Here is a 17,412-nt window from a genome sequence, read left to right on the forward strand (position 1 = left end):
CGGCCCGGCTAGCGCCATGCTGGGTACCACCCCCTCCCCGTGGCGTGCCGATGATTCGCGACATCCTGAAAATGGGCGACGAGCGCCTCCTACGCATTGCCCCCGTAGTGCCCGACGCGATGATCGGCTCGGCGGAACTCGACGAGCTCATCACCGACATGTTCGACACCATGCATCACGCCGGTGGCGTCGGCCTTGCCGCGCCGCAGATCGGCGTCGACCTGCAACTGGTGATCTTCGGATTCGACAGCAGCGAACGTTACCCGGATGCACCGGCGGTGCCGCAGACCATCCTGCTCAACCCCGTGATCACCCCGCTGTCGCAGGACATGGAAGAGGGCTGGGAAGGTTGCCTGTCGGTGCCGGGCCTGCGTGGCGCGGTGAATCGCTATTCGCTGATCCGCTACCAGGGCGTGGACCCGAGGGGCGAACCGATCGACCGGACGGCCGAAGGCTTCCATGCGCGGGTGGTGCAGCATGAGTGCGACCACCTGATTGGGCGTCTATATCCTTCGCGGATCACCGACTTCGCGAAGTTCGGGTTTACCGAGGTGTTGTTCCCTGGGCTGGATATCGGGGACGATTGAGGGGGCGTTGCGTGCGGCAATCGCGCGCAGGCGCGCTCCTACAGGGGGCGGCACGCACCTGCGGGAATGCTCTTAATTCGTGGTCACTCGGCCTCGGCCAACGCCTCAACCAACACCAGCAACGCCTTCCTGCGCTCTTTCGGCAAACGGCTGACCAGCCCGACGAGGCGTAACTGCTCGCGCGAATCCGCGCGATAGAGGGCGGGGCTTTCTTTCACCCCGGTGGCACCGCTCGGCGAGCCGCGGCCCGTGGCGAGCCACTCGAAATTGACGCCGAAACGAACCGCCATGTCGATCTGGCGTTCGAGTTCGGGGAGGCCCAGGTCACTGAGCCATTTGCGTGCCGTTTCTCGGCTGACGTCGAACAGGTCGGCCAGCTGGGTAATGCGGCCGCGGCCTTTCTTCACGCCAGCCATGTCCAGCGCGACATGCAGGCGTTGAGAAAAACCTCGGTTGGTGAGTGGCATAACAACTCCGGCAGAACGCTCTTACGGCGCAAAAGACCCGGTATTGTTGATAGCCCGGAGACAGAGCGTAAGCCCTAGACAGTTGCCAAGTCGTGCAATTTACGACTGCTTTTGACTGTCAGTGCTCAAGACGGAACGAGTTGACCGATTTTCTCATTTCGTCAGCCGTCCGATGTGCTGCCTCGGCAAAGTCCGATCCACTGCTTGCGTAGAGGATCGCGCGCGAGGAAGAAATCATCAGGCCCTTACCGTCGTCCGTCTGGCCGTGTTTCATCACTTCGGCAACGTCGCCACCCTGCGCGCCGATACCGGGGACCAACAGAGGCATATTACCCACAATGGCGCGGACGCGACCTAGTTCTTCCGGCCAGGTGGCGCCGGTGACGAGCGCGCAGTTGCCGTTGCCGTTCCAGGCCCTGGCGATGGTTTCGGCCACCCGCAGGTAGAGCGGCTGGCCGCCGCAGTCCAGCGCCTGGAAGTCCGCGCCACCGGGGTTCGAGGTGCGGCAGAGCAGGATGACGCCCTTCTCGGCACGCTCGAGGAACGGCGCAACCGAATCGTGGCCGAGGTACGGGTTCAGCGTGACGGCGTCCGCGCCGTAGCGGTCGAAGGCCTCGACGCTGTAGTGCCGCGCGGTCGAGCCGATGTCGCCACGCTTGGCATCCAGGATGACCGGGATCCCTGGATGCTTGTCATGTATATGTTTGATCAGCCGTTCGAGTGCACCTTCCGCACGCTGTGCGGCGAAATGCGCAATCTGCGGTTTGAACGAGCAGACCAGGCACGCGGTGGCGTCCACGATGTCGCGGCAGAAGGTAAAGATGCCTTCTTCGCCCTCGAGGCCCGCCGGCAGGCGACCCGGTTCCGGGTCGAGGCCCACGCAGATGAGCGAGTCGTTGCGACGCCAGGCGTCCTGCAGCGAGGTCATGAAGGTCATGGGCGTCGATCCGATCGAATTTGGGTATGTGGGTCGGCACCCCGTCGGGGTGCCGACCGGGTCTTGTCAGACCAGCTTCTTGTACTTGACGCGCTTCGGGCCGGCGTCGTCGCCGAGGCGGCGCTTCTTGTCGGCTTCGTACTCGTTGTAGTTGCCGGGGAAGAACTCGACGTGCGAGTCGCCTTCGAACGCGATGATGTGCGTGGCGATGCGATCGAGGAACCAGCGATCATGCGAGATGACCACGGCGCTGCCGGGGAATTCGAGCAGGGCGTCTTCGAGCGCGCGCAGGGTTTCGACGTCAAGATCGTTCGACGGTTCGTCGAGCAGCAGCACGTTGCCCCCCTGCAGCAGGGTCTTGGCCATGTGCAGGCGGCCACGCTCACCACCGGACAGCGAGCCAACGATCTTCTGCTGGTCGGTGCCCTTGAAGTTGAAGCGGCCGATGTAGGCGCGCGACTGGATCTCGAAGTTGCCGATGGTGAGGATGTCCGAACCGCCCGACACTTCCTGCCAGACGTTGTTCGAGCCATCCAGCGCGTCACGCGACTGGTCGACGTAGGCGAGCTTCACCGTGTGGCCCAGCTTCACTTCGCCCGTATCCGGGGTTTCCTTGCCCATGATCATCTTCATGAGCGTGGACTTACCGGCACCGTTCGGGCCGATGATGCCCACGATGGCACCCGGCGGCACCTTGAAGGAAAGGTCTTCGATCAGCATGCGGTCGCCGAACGACTTGGTGACGTTCTTGAACTCGATGACTTCCTGGCCCAGGCGCTCGCCCGGCGGAATGAAGATCTCGTTGGTTTCGTTGCGGCGCTGGTACTCGACCGAGTTCAGCTCTTCGAAGCGGTTGATACGCGCCTTGCCCTTGGACTGACGGCCCTTGGCGGCGGTGCGGATCCACTCCAGTTCCTTCTGGATGGCCTTCTGGCGCGACTTTTCCTGGTTGGCTTCCTGCTTCAGGCGCTCGTCCTTCTGCTCCAGCCACTCGGTGTAGTTGCCCTTCCAGGGGATGCCACGGCCGCGATCGAGCTCGAGGATCCACTCGGCCGCGTTGTCGAGGAAGTAGCGATCATGGGTGACCGCGACGACGGTGCCCGGATAGTCGTGCAGGAACGTTTCCAGCCAGTCGACCGATTCGGCGTCCAGATGGTTGGTCGGTTCGTCGAGCAGCAGCATGTCCGGCTTGGAGAGCAGCAGGCGGCATAGCGCCACGCGGCGCTTCTCACCGCCCGACAGCGGGCCGATCAGTGCATCCCAGGGCGGCAGGCGTAGCGCGTCGGCCGCGACTTCGAGCTGGCGCTCGAGGGCGTGCGCATCGTTGGCGGCGAGGATGCCTTCGAGGGCTTCCTGTTCCTTGGCGAGCTTGTCGAAGTCGGCGCCTTCTTCCGCATAGGCGGCATAGACTTCTTCGAGGCGCTTTTGCGCGTCGAGCACTTCGGACACGCCTTCTTCGACGGCTTCGCGCACGGTCTTGTTCGGATCGAGGTCCGGCTCCTGCGCGAGGTAGCCGATCTTGGTGCCGGGGTTGGCGCGGGCCTCGCCCTGGAAGTCCTTGTCGACGCCCGCCATGATCTTCAGCACCGTGGACTTGCCCGCGCCGTTCACGCCCAGCAGGCCGATCTTGGCGCCGGGGAAGAACGAGAGCGAGATGTCCTTGATGATGTGACGCTTCGGGGGAATGATCTTGCTCACCCCGTTCATGGTGTAGATGTATTGCATGGACGCTCCGTCGACAGGCCTGACCCCGGCGCGCGCTAGGCGCCGCTGGGCAAACCCCGATTATAGCGGGTCGGGATGACCGGGCGCGTAAGCCGGTCGGGCTCGCCGCCGGTCTGGCGGCCGGACGCCCGTCATGGGTCCCAGTTCGGGCGGTTGGCCTGGATCCGGGAGGCATTGGTATCGCTGTAGCCCCAACACGTGGGCAGCGCCCGGGCCTCGGGCCACATGAGCGACGCGCATTGGGTGAGGTAGCCATCCTGGCGCCGGGCGGCCGCGTCGTGGTCGGCGCCCAGCAGATGGCCCAGCTCGTGGGCGGGCACGGAGGGTCCCTGGGTGATCGAGGCGAAAGCGTAGGGGCCGCCGTGCAGCATGGCCGCCCCGGCCGCGCCGGGAAAGACCCAGCGCCGCTTGACCAGCAGCAGGTTGTAGCGACCCGGTGTCCGCAGTCCCGGCGTCTCTCCCGGCGGCGGCGACGCTTCCAGCGCGTTCCGCCATGCGAACAAGGCCCCGATCTTGCCGTACGCGATGTCGGTAATCCCGGGGATGTCGCGGCGGAGATGGACCTCCACGCGGCGTTCGGGCAGCAGCCGCTGCATCTCCTTCAGCCAGGGGGCGAAGTGCCGTTTGCGCAGGCGTTCGTCCGAGGCGCCGATCTCGTCGTGGACGTAGACGAAGACGTCAATGCCGCCAGGGCGGGTTTCGCCGCGGGCAAGCGAAGGGCCGCCCAGTGCGGCGGCGAGGAGGAGGGCGACTCCTCCCAGGCTCTGGCGCAGCGATGTGAAGCCGGTTTGCTGGATCATGGACGCGTCCTGGCGGCGGGGAGTTTCGACGAGCGCGCTGGCAAAGTTAGGTTCCACGGACGGCCGATGGAGTCAGCGCATAGCCCGTTGCCTTGTCGGCGTATTCGCCGAATCGGGCCGGCGAGGCCCTGGATCGTTCGAGGTGTTGACGGTCGGGCCAGGGGTGCGTCCCGCTGGCCCGTCCCGGCGTCAACGGGCCCTTTGCAGGTAATCGCGGATCTTGCGGTCGTTGGCCTTGGTGTAGACGTAGCAGCCCAGCTTGGCGAACTCCATCCGGCCCATGTTGGTGGTGCAGAAGGCGCGTTGTTCGGAGGCCTCGTGGGTCGCGCCGAGCAGGTGGCCGACCTCGTGGGCGAAGACGAAGCGGTGGCCGTGGTTGCTGGCGATGGCCGTGTCCAGCGTGGGCGCGGCGGTTCCGTACGTCCCGCTGGGCCAGTTCGCCAGCGGTGCGCCCACGAACAGCACGAACTTGTTCATCGCATCGGCCCGGCCTCCCTCGGCCCTGGCGTAGGCCCCGCCCGCGTTGCGGAACTCGCGCAGGCGATCGTCCTCCTTGCCCCGCTGGTAGTCGATGTCGGTGAGCCCAGGGACGTGCGCGCGCAGCGACACCGTGATCGGCACGCCGGGCGCCACGGTGGTTTCCATGTCCTTGATCCACCAGTCGACGTACCAGTTCATGAACTTCGCGGCGTCCGTCTCGCCCGCGCTGTCGTGGACGAAGATCCACACGTGCAGGGGGCGCGCCGATGTGTCCCTGGGGCCGCCGTGCCGGTCCACGGGCTGGAGCGGGCCATCGACCGGCACGGCCGGATAGATGCCGGGCTCCCACGGGACCTGCAAGGCGAGGGTAGGAAAGCTCGTGGCGCACGTGGCCATGCCGAGGGCGAACAACAGTGTCGGTGTTTTCATGGAAATCCTTTCCGGTGGTGAGGTGGACGATCCGCGTCCACGAGGCAGCGTAGCGATATCGGCGCAACCGGTCCCTAGGCGGATGTCGACAGTGCACGTAGGCCTGCACCCACAGGAACAGCGACAAATGTCCGCCCTGCACGACACGTCGCGTAGGCGATGGGCGCGCGCCGTCGTTGGGCGCCCCTTCCCCGAGCCGATCGCCCTAGGTTTGCCGGCGCCAGTCGGGGGCCGCCCGGCATTTCCCAAGGATCCGATCGATGCGCTCCATCCGTTCATTGAAACAGCGCCGCGCCCGTGCGGCACTGACCGCCTTGCTGATGCTCAGCTTTCTTTGCGGTCGGGCGGGGGCCGAGCCTGGCCCGCCACCCGACGATCCACTGCCTTGGGTGGTCGCAGGTTTCGACCGGGCCGTGGCCGAAGGTTTCCCCGCCCGGCTCGACCTGCCGGAGCTGCTCTCCCTCGGTAGCGCTGGCGTGCCACCGTCGGGGCGGGTGCGTCGCGCCACGCCGCGGCTGGTCGTCACCGGGCGGCTGGATGTCGTGGTCGAGATGCCCGGCATGCCGAAGGGCCATCTCTACAGCGGGCGCCTTGACGATGAGGCCGTGGTGATCACCCGCATCGGCGCCTATCTCGATATCACCACCGCGCGGTCGGACGGCGTCGATGTTCTTGGATTCACCCTTGGCAGCCGCCGGCTGTTGCGCGATACCGTGCGCGGCCCCGGCGGCCTCGCGCCGGACCCCGAATGGCGCGAGGCCGCGGTGCCAGCCCCACGCCGGATCGCACGAAGCATCGAGGATCCCCTGGCGTATTCGCCGACCTTTCATGTGTTCATCCACGACGACGTGCGCGCCGCCCCGCGCCGCGTCCACGCCGTCTTCGCCGCCTGGTGGCTGGCCGACCTGGCGAAGACGGTCCTGCCCGTCGAGAAGATCAGGGTGGTCTACCGCCAGGCCGTCCCGGGCGTGACCGACATGCCTTACGGCTATCCGGAAGCCCTGGAAAACTGGCAGAACACCGCGGCGGCCTATGCCGCGCTCCACGGGCTGCCGCACGGCAAGACCTACAAGCACAAGTTCCTGCTGCTCAGCCGCGACCGGCCAATGAAGGGTGCCAATGGCGTCGCCTACGAGGGTGGCGCCGAGGCGATGGCCTCGACCGCGGGACGGGTGAATATCGTGGCCCACGAATTCGGGCACACCCTGGGCGCCATGCACGGCGACGCGGCGCGTCAGGGGCCCTTGCTGGGACGATGCATCACCAGCATGTGGCCAGACCGGGGCGACGGCCATGCCGACTGCTACGCCTACTCGGGGGAGAACGGCCGGCACATCCGTTCCTACCTCCGCCACGGCCCGAATCCGGCGCAGCTGGCTGCCCGCGGCGTCGTGCTGGCCGACTGAACACCGTCGCGTCGTGCTTGAGATTGGGCGGTAGTGGCCGCAAATCGCCGCTACCGCTACACTTTCGGTCTTGTTTCCCCACCTGTCCCACGAGGTTGAGATGTTCCCGAAGGATGCAACGATCGCCGGCTATGACGACGAACTCGCCAAGGCCATCGCCGACGAGTCCCGTCGCCAGGAAGATCACGTCGAGCTGATCGCCTCGGAGAACTACGCCAGCCCGCGCGTCATGGAAGCCCAGGGTTCGAGCCTGACCAACAAGTACGCCGAGGGTTACCCGGGCAAGCGTTACTACGGTGGCTGCGAGTACGTCGACATCGCCGAGAAGCTCGCGATCGACCGCCTGAAGAAGCTGTTCGGTGCCGACTACGCCAACGTGCAGCCGCACTCCGGTTCGCAGGCCAACCAGGCCGTCTACTTCGCGCTGCTGCAGCCGGGCGACACCATCCTGGGCATGAGCCTCGCCCACGGCGGCCACCTGACCCACGGCGCCAAGGTCAACCTGTCGGGCAAGATCTTCAACGCCGTGCAGTACGGCATCGACCCGGATACCGGCCTGGTCAACTACGACGAAGTGGAAAAGCTCGCCGTCGAGCACAAGCCGAAGATGATCGTCGCCGGCTTCTCCGCGTATTCGCAGGTGCTGGACTGGGCGCGTTTCCGCGCCATCGCCGACAAGGTCGGTGCCTACCTGTTCGTCGACATGGCGCACATCGCTGGCCTGGTCGCGGCCGGCGTGTACCCGAGCCCGATGGACCACGCGCACGTCGTGACCTCGACCACGCACAAGACCCTGCGCGGTCCGCGCGGCGGCATCATCGTGGCCAAGGGCCTCGGCGAAGAGATCGAAAAGAAGCTGCAGTCCGTGGTGTTCCCGGGCATCCAGGGCGGCCCGCTGATGCACGTCATCGCGGCCAAGGCCGTGGCGTTCAAGGAAGCCCTCGAGCCGGCCTTCACCGAGTACCAGAAGCAGGTCGTCGCCAATGCCAAGGCGATGGCGAAGACGCTGATCGGGCGCGGTTACAAGGTCGTCTCCGGCGGCACCGAAAACCACCTGATGCTGGTCGACCTGATCGGTCGCGATGCCACGGGCAAGGATGCGGAAGCTGCGCTGGGCAAGGCCCACATCACGGTCAATAAGAATGCCGTGCCGAACGATCCGCGTTCCCCGTTCGTCACCTCGGGCCTGCGCGTCGGTACGCCGGCGATCACGACCCGCGGGTACAAGGAAGCGGACACCATCGAGCTCGCGAACTGGATCTGCGACGTGCTCGACGCACCGAACGATGACGCTGTCATCGCCGCCGTGCGCGAGAAGGTCACGGCCCAGTGCAAGAAGTTCCCCGTCTACGGCTAATCCATGCATTGTCCGTTCTGCCAGCACGAAGACACCCGCGTCATCGATTCCCGGCTCACCGAAGACGGCGGTACGGTGCGTCGCCGGCGTGAGTGCCCACAGTGCAGCGAACGCTTCAATACATTCGAAACGGCTGAACTGAAGCTCCCGGCGATCGTCAAATCCGGCGATCGTCGCGAGCCGTTCGACGAACACAAGCTGCGCGTCAGCTTCGAGCGTGCGTTGCAGAAGCGTCCCGTCCCGAGCGATGCGGTGGATGCCGCGATGCGTGCGGTCACCAACGACCTGCGTCGCTGTGGCGAGCGCGAAGTGCCGTCCCGCCAGGTTGGCGAACTGGTGATGCGCGAGCTCAAGGCGCTCGACCAGGTGGCCTACGTCCGCTTCGCGTCGGTCTACCGGCGCTTCGAGGATGTCCACGCGTTCCGCGAGGAGATCGAAAAGCTCGAACGCGACCTGCCGTCGCTGGAAGGGCTGCAACTGCCCCTGCTCGAGGCGGCACGGCGCGGGCGCAAGGGCTGATGTCGCGGCCGTTCTTCCAGGCCATGGACCATGTCCACATGGCCCATGCGCTGCGCCTCGCCGCGCGCGGCATGCATACCACCCAGCCGAATCCCCGCGTGGGCTGCGTCATCGCCCGTGGCGAGACGGTGCTGGGTACCGGTTTCCACCCGAAGGCCGGCGAGCCGCACGCCGAGGTGTTCGCCCTGCGCGAAGCCGGCGAGGCCGCACGCGGCGCGACCGCCTACGTCACGCTTGAGCCTTGCGCGCATCACGGCCGCACGCCGCCCTGCGCGGATGCGCTGATCGCCGCTGGCGTGGGCCGCGTGGTCATCGCGCACGAAGACCCCTTCACCGAGGTCGACGGCAAGGGCATCGAGAAGCTGCGTGCCGCGGGCATCGGCGTGCAGATCGGCCTCATGCGCGATGCGGCGCACGATATCAATGTCGGCTTCTTCAGCCGGATCCAGCGCGGCCGTCCCTGGGTGCGCGTCAAGCTGGCGATGAGCCTGGACGGGCGCACGGCGCTCGCCGACGGTTCGTCCAAGTGGATCACCGGTGAAGCGGCGCGCGCCGACGTGCAGCGCTGGCGCGCGCGTGCCTCGGCCATTCTTTCCGCCAGCGGCACCGTCCTCGCCGACGATCCGCGCCTGACCGTGCGCCTGCCGGAGGGCGAAGCGTTCGTGCCGCCCCTGCGGGCGATCCTCGACAGCGACCTGCGTACGCCGGCCGGCTTCCACGTGCTCGATGCGACGGCACCGACGGTGTTGCTGCATGCGACCGATGCAAGCGTGCCCGCGCACCTGGAAGGCGTGGCCCGCGCCGCCATCCGGCGCGAGGCAGGGAAGGGCCTGGACCTGCGCGCGGCATTGCACTGGCTTGCCGGGCGCGAGGTCAACGAAGTGCATGTCGAGGCCGGCCCGGTGCTGTGCGGCGCGCTGCTCGCCGAAGGCCTGGCCGATGAGTTGCTCATCTACGTCGCACCGGTGCTCCTTGGCCATGCGGCGCGTCCGATGCTGCACCTGCCGCCGCTGGACGACATGGCGTCGCGCTGGAAACTGGAGACCGTCGACCGCCGCCAGGTCGGTGACGATACCCGCCTGCTGATGCGTCCCGTCCACGCATGAACGCCGTGCGCTGGGGCATCGTCGGCTGCGGCGCGGTGACCGAGCTGAAGAGTGGCCCGGCGTTCTCGAAAGTCGCCGATTCGTCGCTGGTCGCGGTGATGCGGCGGGACGCCGACAAGGCCCGCGATTACGCCGACCGCCACGGTATTGCCCGCTGGTACGACGACGCGGATGCCCTGGTCGGCGACCCGGGCGTCGATGCGGTCTACGTCGCGACGCCGCCGTCCAGCCACCGTGAATTCGCGTTGAAGGTCATCGCCGCGGGCAAGCCGCTTTACCTCGAAAAGCCCATGGCGATGGACCATCGCGAATGCCTCGACATCGTCGAGGCGGGCAGGGCGGCCGGCGTACCCGTGTTCGTCGCGTATTACCGGCGCGCGCTGCCGCGTTTCACCACGATCGCCCGGCTGCTCGCCGAAGGCGCGATCGGCACGCCGCGACTGGTCAACGTGTTGCTGCACCATCCCTTCGAAGCGCGCTACCAGGACCGGGCGAACCTGCCCTGGACGGTGCAACCCGCGATCTCCGGCGGCGGCATCTTCGTCGACATCGGCTGCCACACGCTGGACATCCTCGACTTCCTGCTCGGCCCGATCGCCGACGTGCGCGGCCTGGTACGTAACCAGCTCGGCGCCTATCCCGCCGAAGACACGGTCGCCATGGCCTTCGCGTTCGATAGCGGCGTGGCCGGCACGGGCCTGTGGAACTTCGCCGCCGACCGGCGCGAGGACCGCGTCGAGATCGTCGGCGACCGCGGGCGGCTGGTCTTCGCCACCTTTGGCGACGGGCCGATCCGGGTCGAGACCGACGGGGTGGTGCGCGAGCTGCGCGTCGACAACCCCGTGCACATCCAGCAGCCGCTGATCGCGACGGTGGTCGATGCGCTGCTGGGGCGCGGAAGCTGCCCCTCGACCGGCGAGACCGCGGCACGCACAAGCTGGGTCATGGACCAGGTCCTCCACCAGCCCGTGTAGGAGCGCGCCTGCGCGCGATTGGTGCCAGTGCCTTTTCTTTTGGCGTGGGGGCCCCATGTTATGCTCCGCACCAATTACAGCGTCTTCAGGGCGGGGTGAAACTCCCCACCGGCGGTAGGTTCCTGCAAGGGAACGAGCCCGCGAGCGCTCCCGGCCCATGCCGGGAGGTCAGCAGATCCGGTCAGACTCCGGAGCCGACGGTCAGAGTCCGGATGAAAGAAGACGGTGATCGTGCGCCCCCCGTGGGGCGTGCGACGCCATGCGCCTTGGGGCGTTTTTCGCCAAACCTAAGCGGGAAACGTTTCATGAAAACCCAGCGTTCCGTCGCGGCCTCAATCTCGGGAGGCTGCTGACATGTTCACCGGCATCATCCAGGCCGTCGGCCGCATCGCGCGGCTGGAACCGCGCGGCGGCGACGTTCGCCTCGTGGTCGACACCACCACCCTCGACATGGCCGACGTCGCCCTGGGCGACAGCATCGCCGTGTCCGGCGTCTGCCTCACCGTCATCGCCTTCGACGCGGCCAGCTTCGCCGCCGACGTCTCCAACGAGACCCTCGCGATGACCTCGCTCGGCAAGCACAAGGCCGGCGACGCGGTGAACCTCGAGAAAGCCCTGCGCCTGGCCGACCGGCTCGGTGGCCACCTCGTCTCCGGCCACGTGGACGGCACGGGCAAGGTGGTCTCCGTCGTCCCCGATGGCCGTTCGCTGCGCTGGACCTTCGAGGTACCGCGCGAACTGGCCCGCTACATCGCGCACAAGGGCTCGGTCTGCATCGACGGCACCAGCCTTACCGTGAACGAAGTGGACGGCAATCGCTTCGGCGTGAACCTTATCCCGCATACGGTGGAACACACGACGTTCGCGGCGCGTCGCCCTGGCGACGCCGTGAATATCGAAGTCGACGTCGTGGCGCGTTACGTGGAGCGGCTGCTTTCCAGCGGTGGCCCGCCTCGCCTCGACGAGGCTTTCCTGAAGCAGCACGGCTTCGCCTGACCGGACGCGCACCCATGGCATTCAATACCATCCCCGAGATCCTCGAGGACCTGCGCAATGGCCGCATGGTCATCATGGTCGACGACGAAGACCGCGAGAACGAAGGCGACATCGTCATGGCCGCCGAGAAGGTGCGCCCGGAAGACGTGAACTTCATGGTTCGGGAGGCACGCGGCCTGCTCTGCCTGACCCTCACCGAGCAGCGCACGCGGCAGCTCGGCCTGAAGCCGATGGTCAGCGACAACAACTCGCCGTACCACACCAACTTCACCGTCTCGATCGAGGCGGCCGAAGGAGTGACCACCGGCATCTCCGCGCATGACCGCGCGCATACCGTGCAGGTCGCCGTGGCGAAGGATGCGAAGCCTTCCGACATCACCATGCCCGGCCATGTGTTTCCGCTGACCGCACAGCCGGGCGGCGTGCTCACCCGCGCGGGCCACACCGAGGCCGGTTGCGACCTCGCGGCCATGGCCGGCCTGGACCCGTCGGCCGTGATCATCGAGGTGCTCCACGACGATGGCTCGATGGCCCGGCGCCCCGAGCTGGAGCTGTTCGCGGCGAAGCACGGCATGAAGATCGGCACGATCGCCGACCTCATCCGCTATCGCCTGGAAACGGAGAAAACCGTCGAGCGGGTGTTCGAGGAAGACGTCGACACCGAGTTCGGCCCGTTCCGGCTGGTGGCTTATCGCGATGCGATCCGCAGCGGCCTGCATTTCGCGTTGTCGCGCGGCAACGTCAATGACGGCGAGCCGGTGCTGACCCGCGTGCACGTGCGCAACACCCTCTCCGACGTGCTCCACCTCAAGCGCGACGAGCTGGGCCAGACCGTGACCGAGGCGTTGCGCCGCATCGCCGGCGAGGACCGCGGGGTCATGCTGGTGCTCTCCGGCGAAGACACCCCGGAAGCCCTGCTTTCCCGCCTGCGCCGTGAAGCGCAGCCGATGCCGGCGCCGAAGGACGACCAGGAGTGGCGCCAGCTCGGGCTGGGCGCGCAGATCCTCGCCGACCTCGGGGTGAAGCGGCTCCGGGTCATCGGCACCCCGCGCAAGTTCGTCGGCATCGCCGGCTTCGGGCTTGAAGTCGTGGAGCAGGACAGCTAACACTGCCGACATGCCTGATTCCTACGATATTCGCCTGATCGCCCCCGGCGGCTACCCGCACAACCCTGGCCTGATGCGCACCGGCATCGAACGGATCGAAGCCGCGGGCCACCGCGTGCACGGCCAGGACGTGCTCGACCGCCAGTACCTGCGCTTCGCCGGGACCGACGCCGACCGCGCCGCCGACCTGAACGCCCTGGCCGATCCCGCCGTGCCCCTGCCGGACGTCGCGCTGGCCATCCGCGGCGGCTACGGCGCCCATGCCGTGCTGCCGCTGCTGGACTACGACGGGCTGCGCGCCCGCCTGGGCGACGCGCCGCTGGCCCTGGTCGGGCACAGCGACTTCACCGCCCTGCAGTGCGCCCTGCTGGCGCGCAGCGGGGTGGCCACGCTCGGCGGCCCCCTGCTCGCCGACTTCGGCGCGCCCGAGCGCGACCCGCTGACCTGGGAGCATTTCTGGCAGGTGCTGGGCAGTGCGCAGGCCAGCGCGTCGTGGGACGCGCCGGACACCGCCGACCTCGCCGTGGAAGGCACAATCTGGGGTGGCAACCTCGCGATGCTGTCCAGCCTGGTTGGCTCGAGCTATTTCCCCGAGGTCGACGGCGGCATCTTCTACGTCGAAGACATCGCCGAACCGCCGTACCGGGTCGAGCGGATGCTCTACCACCTGCTCCACGCCGGCGTGCTTGGCCGGCAGAAAGCGCTGCTGCTGGGCGACTTCACCGGCTGCCGGGTGGCCGAGTACGACAACGGCTACGACCTCTCCGTGGCGTTCGAACGGATCGGCGCGGCGGCGGGCATCCCGCTGGTCCGCGGCCTGCCGTTCGGGCACGCGCCCGCCAAGTTCACCCTGCCTTTTGGGGTCGCCGGCCGCCTCGACGTGGCCGCGGGCCGCGCCACGCTCGCTTTCAGCGGCCACCCCCGACCGAAAACCCCGTAAAATAACCGGCCGCACGGCGGCCACCCGCCCCACAGGACACCCCCATGAAGATCATCGAAGGCGATTTCGCCACCCCCAAGGGCCGTTTCGCCATCGTCGCTGGCCGTTTCAATGCGTTCGTGGTCGAGCCGCTCGTCGAAGGCGCCCGCGACACGCTGGTGCGCCATGGCGTGAAGGACGACGCGATCGACCTGATCCGCGTGCCCGGCGCGTGGGAAATCGCCCAGGCCGCGCACAAGGTCGCCGATTCGGGCAAGTACGCCGCCGTGATCGGCCTCGGCGCGGTCATCCGCGGCTCCACCCCGCATTTCGACTACGTGGCCGGCGAAGCCGCCAAGGGCCTCGGCCAGGCCGCCTACGCCTCCGGCGTGCCGGTCGCCTTCGGCGTGCTCACCACCGACAGCATCGAGCAGGCCATCGAGCGCGCCGGCACCAAGGCCGGTAACAAGGGTGCCGACGCGGCCATGGTCGCGATCGAAATGGTCAACCTCTACGCGAAGCTCGGTAAATGAACAGCCAACCTCCCCACGGCATCGACCTCGCCGCCCGCTCGCGCGCCCGTCGCCGCGCCCTGCAGGCCCTGTACGCATGGCAGGTCGGTGGCGCCAAGATGGGTAACGTCATCGAACAGTTCCGCCACGAGCAGGACATGCAGGTGGCCGACCAGGAGTACTTCGAAGACCTCCTGCGCGGCGTCGAGCAGCACGTGAAGGAACTGGACGAAGGCATCAAGCCGTTCGTCGACCGCGAGGTCAGCCAGATCGACCCGATCGAGCGCGCCGCGCTGCGGATGGGTGCCTACGAGCTGAAATACCGCCCGGACGTGCCCTACCGCGTGGTGATCAACGAAGCGGTGGAAGCCACCAAGCGCTTCGGTGCCGACCATGGCCATAGCTATGTGAACGGCGTGCTCGACAAACTCGCGACGCACTGGCGTACGGCCGAGAAGCGAAACTGACCACCCCGCGCGAATCTTGCGCGCTGAGAGAGCACGCATGGAATTCGACCTGATCGACCGCATCCGCCGGCACACCGACGTCCACCGCGACGACGTGGTGACCGGCATCGGCGACGACGCCGCCGTCGTCGCCGTCCCCGCCGGGCGCGAACTGGCCATCGCCGTCGATACGCTGATCGAGGGCGTGCATTTCCCGGTGGGCACCGCCCCGGCCGATATCGGCTGGAAGGCGCTGGCGGTGAATCTTTCCGACCTTGCCGCGATGGGCGCGACGCCCGCGTGGGCCTTGCTCGCCCTGAGCCTGCCGTCCGCCGACGAAGACTTCATCGATGGCATCGCGCGCGGTTTCGCCGAACTGGCGACGCCGTACCGGCTGGCCCTGGTCGGTGGCGACACCACGCGCGGGCCGCTGACGTTGACGGTCACGGTGCATGGCTTCATCTCGCCAGGCGAAGCCCTGTTGCGTTCAGGCGCGCGCGTGGGCGACGCGGTGATGGTGACCGGCACGCTGGGCGATGCGGCAGCAGGCCTGCGTTGCCTTGCCGAAGCCGACGCCACGCCGTACGCGACCCTAGTCGAGCGCTTGAACCGGCCCACGCCACGCGTCTCGGCGGGGCAGGCGCTGCGCGGCAAGGCCTCGGCATGCATCGACATCTCCGACGGCCTGGTCGCCGACCTCGGTCACATCTGCAAACAGAGCGGTGTCGGCGCCGAGATCGACGCCGCCATGCTGCCGCGTTCGTCCGCGATGCTGACCCATTTCCATGATGCCGACGCCATCGATTTCGCGCTGTCGGGCGGGGACGACTACGAGCTGTGCTTCACCGTGCCGTTCGACAAGGCCAACGACGTGGCCGCCGACCTTGCCCGCGTTGGTGGTGGCGCCACGCGGATCGGTCGCATCGTCGAGGGTAGCGGTGTCCGCGTGATCGATGCCTCGGGTGAGGCGCGCATGCCGTCGCGTGACGGCTGGAACCACTTCGCATGAGCACGAAATACGTCCTCGACGCGGATGCCCGCCGGCGCCTGATGGTGACGCCCGCGGGATGGATCGCGACCGGCTTCGGTGCCGGCCTGGCGCCGCGCGCGCAGGGCACGGTGGGTTCGCTCGTCGCCCTCGTGCCGTGGCTGGCGTTGCACGCGATGCCGGTGTGGGCATGGTTGCTGCTGATCGCGGCCTCGTTCGCGCTGGGCGTGTGGGCGTGCAACGTCGCGGGTCGCCTGATCGGCGTCGACGACCACCGCAGCCTCGTCTGGGATGAATTCGTCGGCCAGTGGATCGCCTTGCTGCCCGTGCTCGTGTTCCCCGGGCTGGCGTGGGTGGTGCTCGGCTTCGTCCTGTTCCGCGTGTTCGACGTGTGGAAGCCGTGGCCGATCGGCTGGTTCGACCGTCGCGTGAAGGGCGGCCTCGGCGTCATGCTCGACGACGTGATCGCCGGCCTGTTCGCGGCCATAGCCCTGCACCTGGTCCAGTTCATCGCGTTCCATGTCATGCATACGCGGCTCGCCTGAGCTTCCGTTCGATCCACCCCACGTTTGCTGGAGACTTCCATGGAATACCGTCGCCTCGGCTCTACGGGCCTCAAGCTGTCGGCGCTGTCATACGGCGCATGGGTCACCTTCGGCCGCCAGGTCGGTCGCTCCGAAGCGCGTGAACTGATCGCGCTGGCCTACGACAACGGCATCAACTTCTTCGACAACGCCGAGACCTACAACGCCGGCGATGCCGAGCGGCTGATGGGTGACGTGATCGCCGACCTGCGCTTGCCGCGTGACGCGTATTGCGTGTCGAGCAAGGTCTATTTCGGCGCGAGCAGCGACCCGAAGCCGACCCAGCGCGGACTGTCGCGCAAGCATGTGTTCGACGCGTGCCACCAGGCGCTGGAACGCCTGCGGGTGGATTACCTGGACCTGTACTTTTGCCATCGCCCCGACCCGGAGACGCCAGTGGCGGAGACGGTGCTGGCGATGGATACGCTGGTCCGCCAGGGCAAGGTGTTGTACTGGGGCACGAGCGAGTGGCCGGCGGAGCTGATCGCCGAGGCGCATCGGGTGGCGCGTGAGCACCACCTGGTCGCGCCATCGATGGAGCAGCCGCAGTACAACCTGTTGCATCGCGATCGCGTGGAGCGTGAGTACGCGTCGTTGTATCGCGAGCATGGCATGGGCACGACGATCTGGTCGCCGCTGGCGTCGGGCTTGCTGACGGGCAAGTACAACGATGGCGTGCCGGACGATTCGCGGCTGGGCCATGCGGACTATGCGTGGTTGCGCGATGCGTTGCTGGAGAACGATGGGGCGCAGTTGAAGACGGTGCGTGCGTTGGCGCCGATCGCCGATGATCTCGGCATCCCGCTGGCGCGGCTGTCGCTGGCGTGGTGCCTGAAGAATCCGCATGTGTCGTCGGTGATCCTGGGCGCGAGCAAGCGCCACCAGCTCGAGGAGAACCTGAAGGCGCTGGACGCCGTGCCCCTCCTGACGCCCGAAGTCATGCACCGAATCGCCACCACCCTCCCACCCCCGTAGGAGCGCGCCCGCGCGCGATTGGGGTTACCGTTCCATCCAAACTCCCCGCGGCGCTCGGGCGTGCTCGCAGGACCAGCCCTCGGCGCCTACCCGAGCGTC

The 17,412-nt window shown here is 67.5% G+C and carries 19 protein-coding genes and 1 riboswitch; of the genes, 14 read left to right on the forward strand and 5 right to left on the reverse strand.

Features of this window, described 5'->3' with window-relative positions; genetic code table 11:
- Nucleotides 1–50 precede the first annotated feature (50 nt).
- Nucleotides 51–587 carry a peptide deformylase gene (gene def / locus KPL74_21825; GenBank protein QWT20368.1) on the forward strand — a complete coding sequence of 179 codons (537 nt, stop codon included), beginning with the start codon at nucleotides 51–53 and terminating at the stop codon, nucleotides 585–587.
- Nucleotides 588–670: 83 nt separating this feature from the next.
- Here def and KPL74_21830 read toward each other — a convergent pair whose 3' ends face one another.
- The 5 genes from KPL74_21830 to KPL74_21850 all read right to left on the reverse strand — a co-directional run bounded on the left by KPL74_21830 (nucleotide 671) and on the right by KPL74_21850 (nucleotide 5,425).
- On the reverse strand, nucleotides 671–1,054 hold the full coding sequence (locus KPL74_21830; GenBank protein QWT20369.1) for a helix-turn-helix domain-containing protein: 384 nt from the start codon (nucleotides 1,052–1,054) through the stop codon (nucleotides 671–673).
- A 118-nt stretch (nucleotides 1,055–1,172) separates the two neighbouring features.
- A complete protein-coding gene (pyrF, locus tag KPL74_21835; protein QWT20370.1) occupies nucleotides 1,173–1,991 on the reverse strand; it encodes an orotidine-5'-phosphate decarboxylase in 819 nt (272 codons plus the stop codon).
- A gap of 66 nt (nucleotides 1,992–2,057) precedes the next feature.
- Nucleotides 2,058–3,716 (reverse strand): energy-dependent translational throttle protein EttA, encoded by a 1,659-nt coding sequence (gene ettA / locus KPL74_21840; GenBank protein ID QWT20371.1) that lies wholly within the window; start codon nucleotides 3,714–3,716, stop codon nucleotides 2,058–2,060.
- A gap of 131 nt (nucleotides 3,717–3,847) precedes the next feature.
- A complete protein-coding gene (locus tag KPL74_21845) occupies nucleotides 3,848–4,516 on the reverse strand; it encodes a hypothetical protein (protein QWT20372.1) in 669 nt (222 codons plus the stop codon).
- A gap of 189 nt (nucleotides 4,517–4,705) precedes the next feature.
- The gene (locus KPL74_21850; GenBank protein ID QWT20373.1) at nucleotides 4,706–5,425 is read right to left on the reverse strand and encodes a hypothetical protein; all 720 of its coding nucleotides are present in this window, start codon (nucleotides 5,423–5,425) and stop codon (nucleotides 4,706–4,708) included.
- Nucleotides 5,426–5,685: 260 nt separating this feature from the next.
- Between KPL74_21850 and KPL74_21855 the strand changes: the two genes are divergently transcribed.
- From KPL74_21855 to KPL74_21915, 13 genes are all read left to right on the forward strand, one after another.
- The gene (locus KPL74_21855) at nucleotides 5,686–6,831 is read left to right on the forward strand and encodes a hypothetical protein (GenBank protein ID QWT20374.1); all 1,146 of its coding nucleotides are present in this window, start codon (nucleotides 5,686–5,688) and stop codon (nucleotides 6,829–6,831) included.
- A gap of 100 nt (nucleotides 6,832–6,931) precedes the next feature.
- Complete coding sequence (locus tag KPL74_21860) at nucleotides 6,932–8,188, forward strand: serine hydroxymethyltransferase (GenBank protein QWT20375.1); 1,257 nt, start codon at nucleotides 6,932–6,934, stop codon at nucleotides 8,186–8,188.
- Nucleotides 8,189–8,191: 3 nt separating this feature from the next.
- On the forward strand, nucleotides 8,192–8,707 hold the full coding sequence (gene nrdR / locus KPL74_21865; GenBank protein ID QWT20376.1) for a transcriptional regulator NrdR: 516 nt from the start codon (nucleotides 8,192–8,194) through the stop codon (nucleotides 8,705–8,707).
- A complete protein-coding gene (gene ribD, locus KPL74_21870) occupies nucleotides 8,707–9,813 on the forward strand; it encodes a bifunctional diaminohydroxyphosphoribosylaminopyrimidine deaminase/5-amino-6-(5-phosphoribosylamino)uracil reductase RibD (GenBank protein ID QWT20377.1) in 1,107 nt (368 codons plus the stop codon). Before nrdR ends, ribD begins: the two co-directional genes overlap by 1 nt.
- Nucleotides 9,810–10,787, forward strand: coding sequence for a Gfo/Idh/MocA family oxidoreductase (locus KPL74_21875; protein QWT20378.1), 978 nt, complete (start codon nucleotides 9,810–9,812; stop codon nucleotides 10,785–10,787). Before ribD ends, KPL74_21875 begins: the two co-directional genes overlap by 4 nt.
- 77 nt (nucleotides 10,788–10,864) lie before the next feature.
- Nucleotides 10,865–11,015, forward strand: a riboswitch (FMN riboswitch).
- A 126-nt stretch (nucleotides 11,016–11,141) separates the two neighbouring features.
- Nucleotides 11,142–11,783 carry a riboflavin synthase gene (locus KPL74_21880; protein QWT20379.1) on the forward strand — a complete coding sequence of 214 codons (642 nt, stop codon included), beginning with the start codon at nucleotides 11,142–11,144 and terminating at the stop codon, nucleotides 11,781–11,783.
- Between the two features lie 14 nt (nucleotides 11,784–11,797).
- Nucleotides 11,798–12,889, forward strand: coding sequence for a 3,4-dihydroxy-2-butanone-4-phosphate synthase (ribB, locus tag KPL74_21885; protein QWT20380.1), 1,092 nt, complete (start codon nucleotides 11,798–11,800; stop codon nucleotides 12,887–12,889).
- Nucleotides 12,890–12,899: 10 nt separating this feature from the next.
- Entirely contained in the window at nucleotides 12,900–13,829 is a 930-nt protein-coding gene (gene ldcA, locus KPL74_21890) for a muramoyltetrapeptide carboxypeptidase (protein ID QWT20381.1), read from the forward strand.
- Between the two features lie 44 nt (nucleotides 13,830–13,873).
- Nucleotides 13,874–14,341 (forward strand): 6,7-dimethyl-8-ribityllumazine synthase, encoded by a 468-nt coding sequence (gene ribE, locus KPL74_21895; GenBank protein QWT20382.1) that lies wholly within the window; start codon nucleotides 13,874–13,876, stop codon nucleotides 14,339–14,341.
- Nucleotides 14,338–14,787 (forward strand): transcription antitermination factor NusB, encoded by a 450-nt coding sequence (gene nusB, locus KPL74_21900; GenBank protein ID QWT20383.1) that lies wholly within the window; start codon nucleotides 14,338–14,340, stop codon nucleotides 14,785–14,787. Before ribE ends, nusB begins: the two co-directional genes overlap by 4 nt.
- A 37-nt stretch (nucleotides 14,788–14,824) precedes the next feature.
- Nucleotides 14,825–15,775, forward strand: coding sequence for a thiamine-phosphate kinase (gene thiL, locus KPL74_21905; protein QWT20384.1), 951 nt, complete (start codon nucleotides 14,825–14,827; stop codon nucleotides 15,773–15,775).
- Nucleotides 15,772–16,299, forward strand: coding sequence for a phosphatidylglycerophosphatase A (locus KPL74_21910; protein ID QWT20385.1), 528 nt, complete (start codon nucleotides 15,772–15,774; stop codon nucleotides 16,297–16,299). Before thiL ends, KPL74_21910 begins: the two co-directional genes overlap by 4 nt.
- Nucleotides 16,300–16,338: 39 nt before the next feature.
- Nucleotides 16,339–17,313 (forward strand): aldo/keto reductase, encoded by a 975-nt coding sequence (locus KPL74_21915; GenBank protein ID QWT20386.1) that lies wholly within the window; start codon nucleotides 16,339–16,341, stop codon nucleotides 17,311–17,313.
- Nucleotides 17,314–17,412 lie beyond the last annotated feature (99 nt).

Origin of the sequence: Bacillus sp. NP157 (assembly GCA_018889975.1) — a bacterium.
GTDB lineage: Bacteria > Pseudomonadota > Gammaproteobacteria > Xanthomonadales > Rhodanobacteraceae > Luteibacter.

Excerpts from the sequence above, each read along its gene's own strand:
- KPL74_21845 (QWT20372.1), bottom strand. The coding sequence starts at position 4,516 with ATGATCCAGCAAACCGGCTTCACATCGCTGCGCCAGAGCCTGGGAGGA.
- ribB (QWT20380.1), top strand. The coding sequence starts at position 11,798 with ATGGCATTCAATACCATCCCCGAGATCCTCGAGGACCTGCGCAATGGC.
- KPL74_21915 (QWT20386.1), top strand. The coding sequence starts at position 16,339 with ATGGAATACCGTCGCCTCGGCTCTACGGGCCTCAAGCTGTCGGCGCTG.
- KPL74_21875 (QWT20378.1), top strand. The coding sequence starts at position 9,810 with ATGAACGCCGTGCGCTGGGGCATCGTCGGCTGCGGCGCGGTGACCGAG.
- ldcA (QWT20381.1), top strand. The coding sequence starts at position 12,900 with ATGCCTGATTCCTACGATATTCGCCTGATCGCCCCCGGCGGCTACCCG.
- nusB (QWT20383.1), top strand. The coding sequence starts at position 14,338 with ATGAACAGCCAACCTCCCCACGGCATCGACCTCGCCGCCCGCTCGCGC.
- ettA (QWT20371.1), bottom strand. The coding sequence starts at position 3,716 with ATGCAATACATCTACACCATGAACGGGGTGAGCAAGATCATTCCCCCG.
- KPL74_21910 (QWT20385.1), top strand. The coding sequence starts at position 15,772 with ATGAGCACGAAATACGTCCTCGACGCGGATGCCCGCCGGCGCCTGATG.
- def (QWT20368.1), top strand. The coding sequence starts at position 51 with ATGATTCGCGACATCCTGAAAATGGGCGACGAGCGCCTCCTACGCATT.
- ribE (QWT20382.1), top strand. The coding sequence starts at position 13,874 with ATGAAGATCATCGAAGGCGATTTCGCCACCCCCAAGGGCCGTTTCGCC.
- KPL74_21855 (QWT20374.1), top strand. The coding sequence starts at position 5,686 with ATGCGCTCCATCCGTTCATTGAAACAGCGCCGCGCCCGTGCGGCACTG.
- thiL (QWT20384.1), top strand. The coding sequence starts at position 14,825 with ATGGAATTCGACCTGATCGACCGCATCCGCCGGCACACCGACGTCCAC.
- ribD (QWT20377.1), top strand. The coding sequence starts at position 8,707 with ATGTCGCGGCCGTTCTTCCAGGCCATGGACCATGTCCACATGGCCCAT.
- KPL74_21850 (QWT20373.1), bottom strand. The coding sequence starts at position 5,425 with ATGAAAACACCGACACTGTTGTTCGCCCTCGGCATGGCCACGTGCGCC.
- pyrF (QWT20370.1), bottom strand. The coding sequence starts at position 1,991 with ATGACCTTCATGACCTCGCTGCAGGACGCCTGGCGTCGCAACGACTCG.
- nrdR (QWT20376.1), top strand. The coding sequence starts at position 8,192 with ATGCATTGTCCGTTCTGCCAGCACGAAGACACCCGCGTCATCGATTCC.
- KPL74_21860 (QWT20375.1), top strand. The coding sequence starts at position 6,932 with ATGTTCCCGAAGGATGCAACGATCGCCGGCTATGACGACGAACTCGCC.
- KPL74_21830 (QWT20369.1), bottom strand. The coding sequence starts at position 1,054 with ATGCCACTCACCAACCGAGGTTTTTCTCAACGCCTGCATGTCGCGCTG.
- KPL74_21880 (QWT20379.1), top strand. The coding sequence starts at position 11,142 with ATGTTCACCGGCATCATCCAGGCCGTCGGCCGCATCGCGCGGCTGGAA.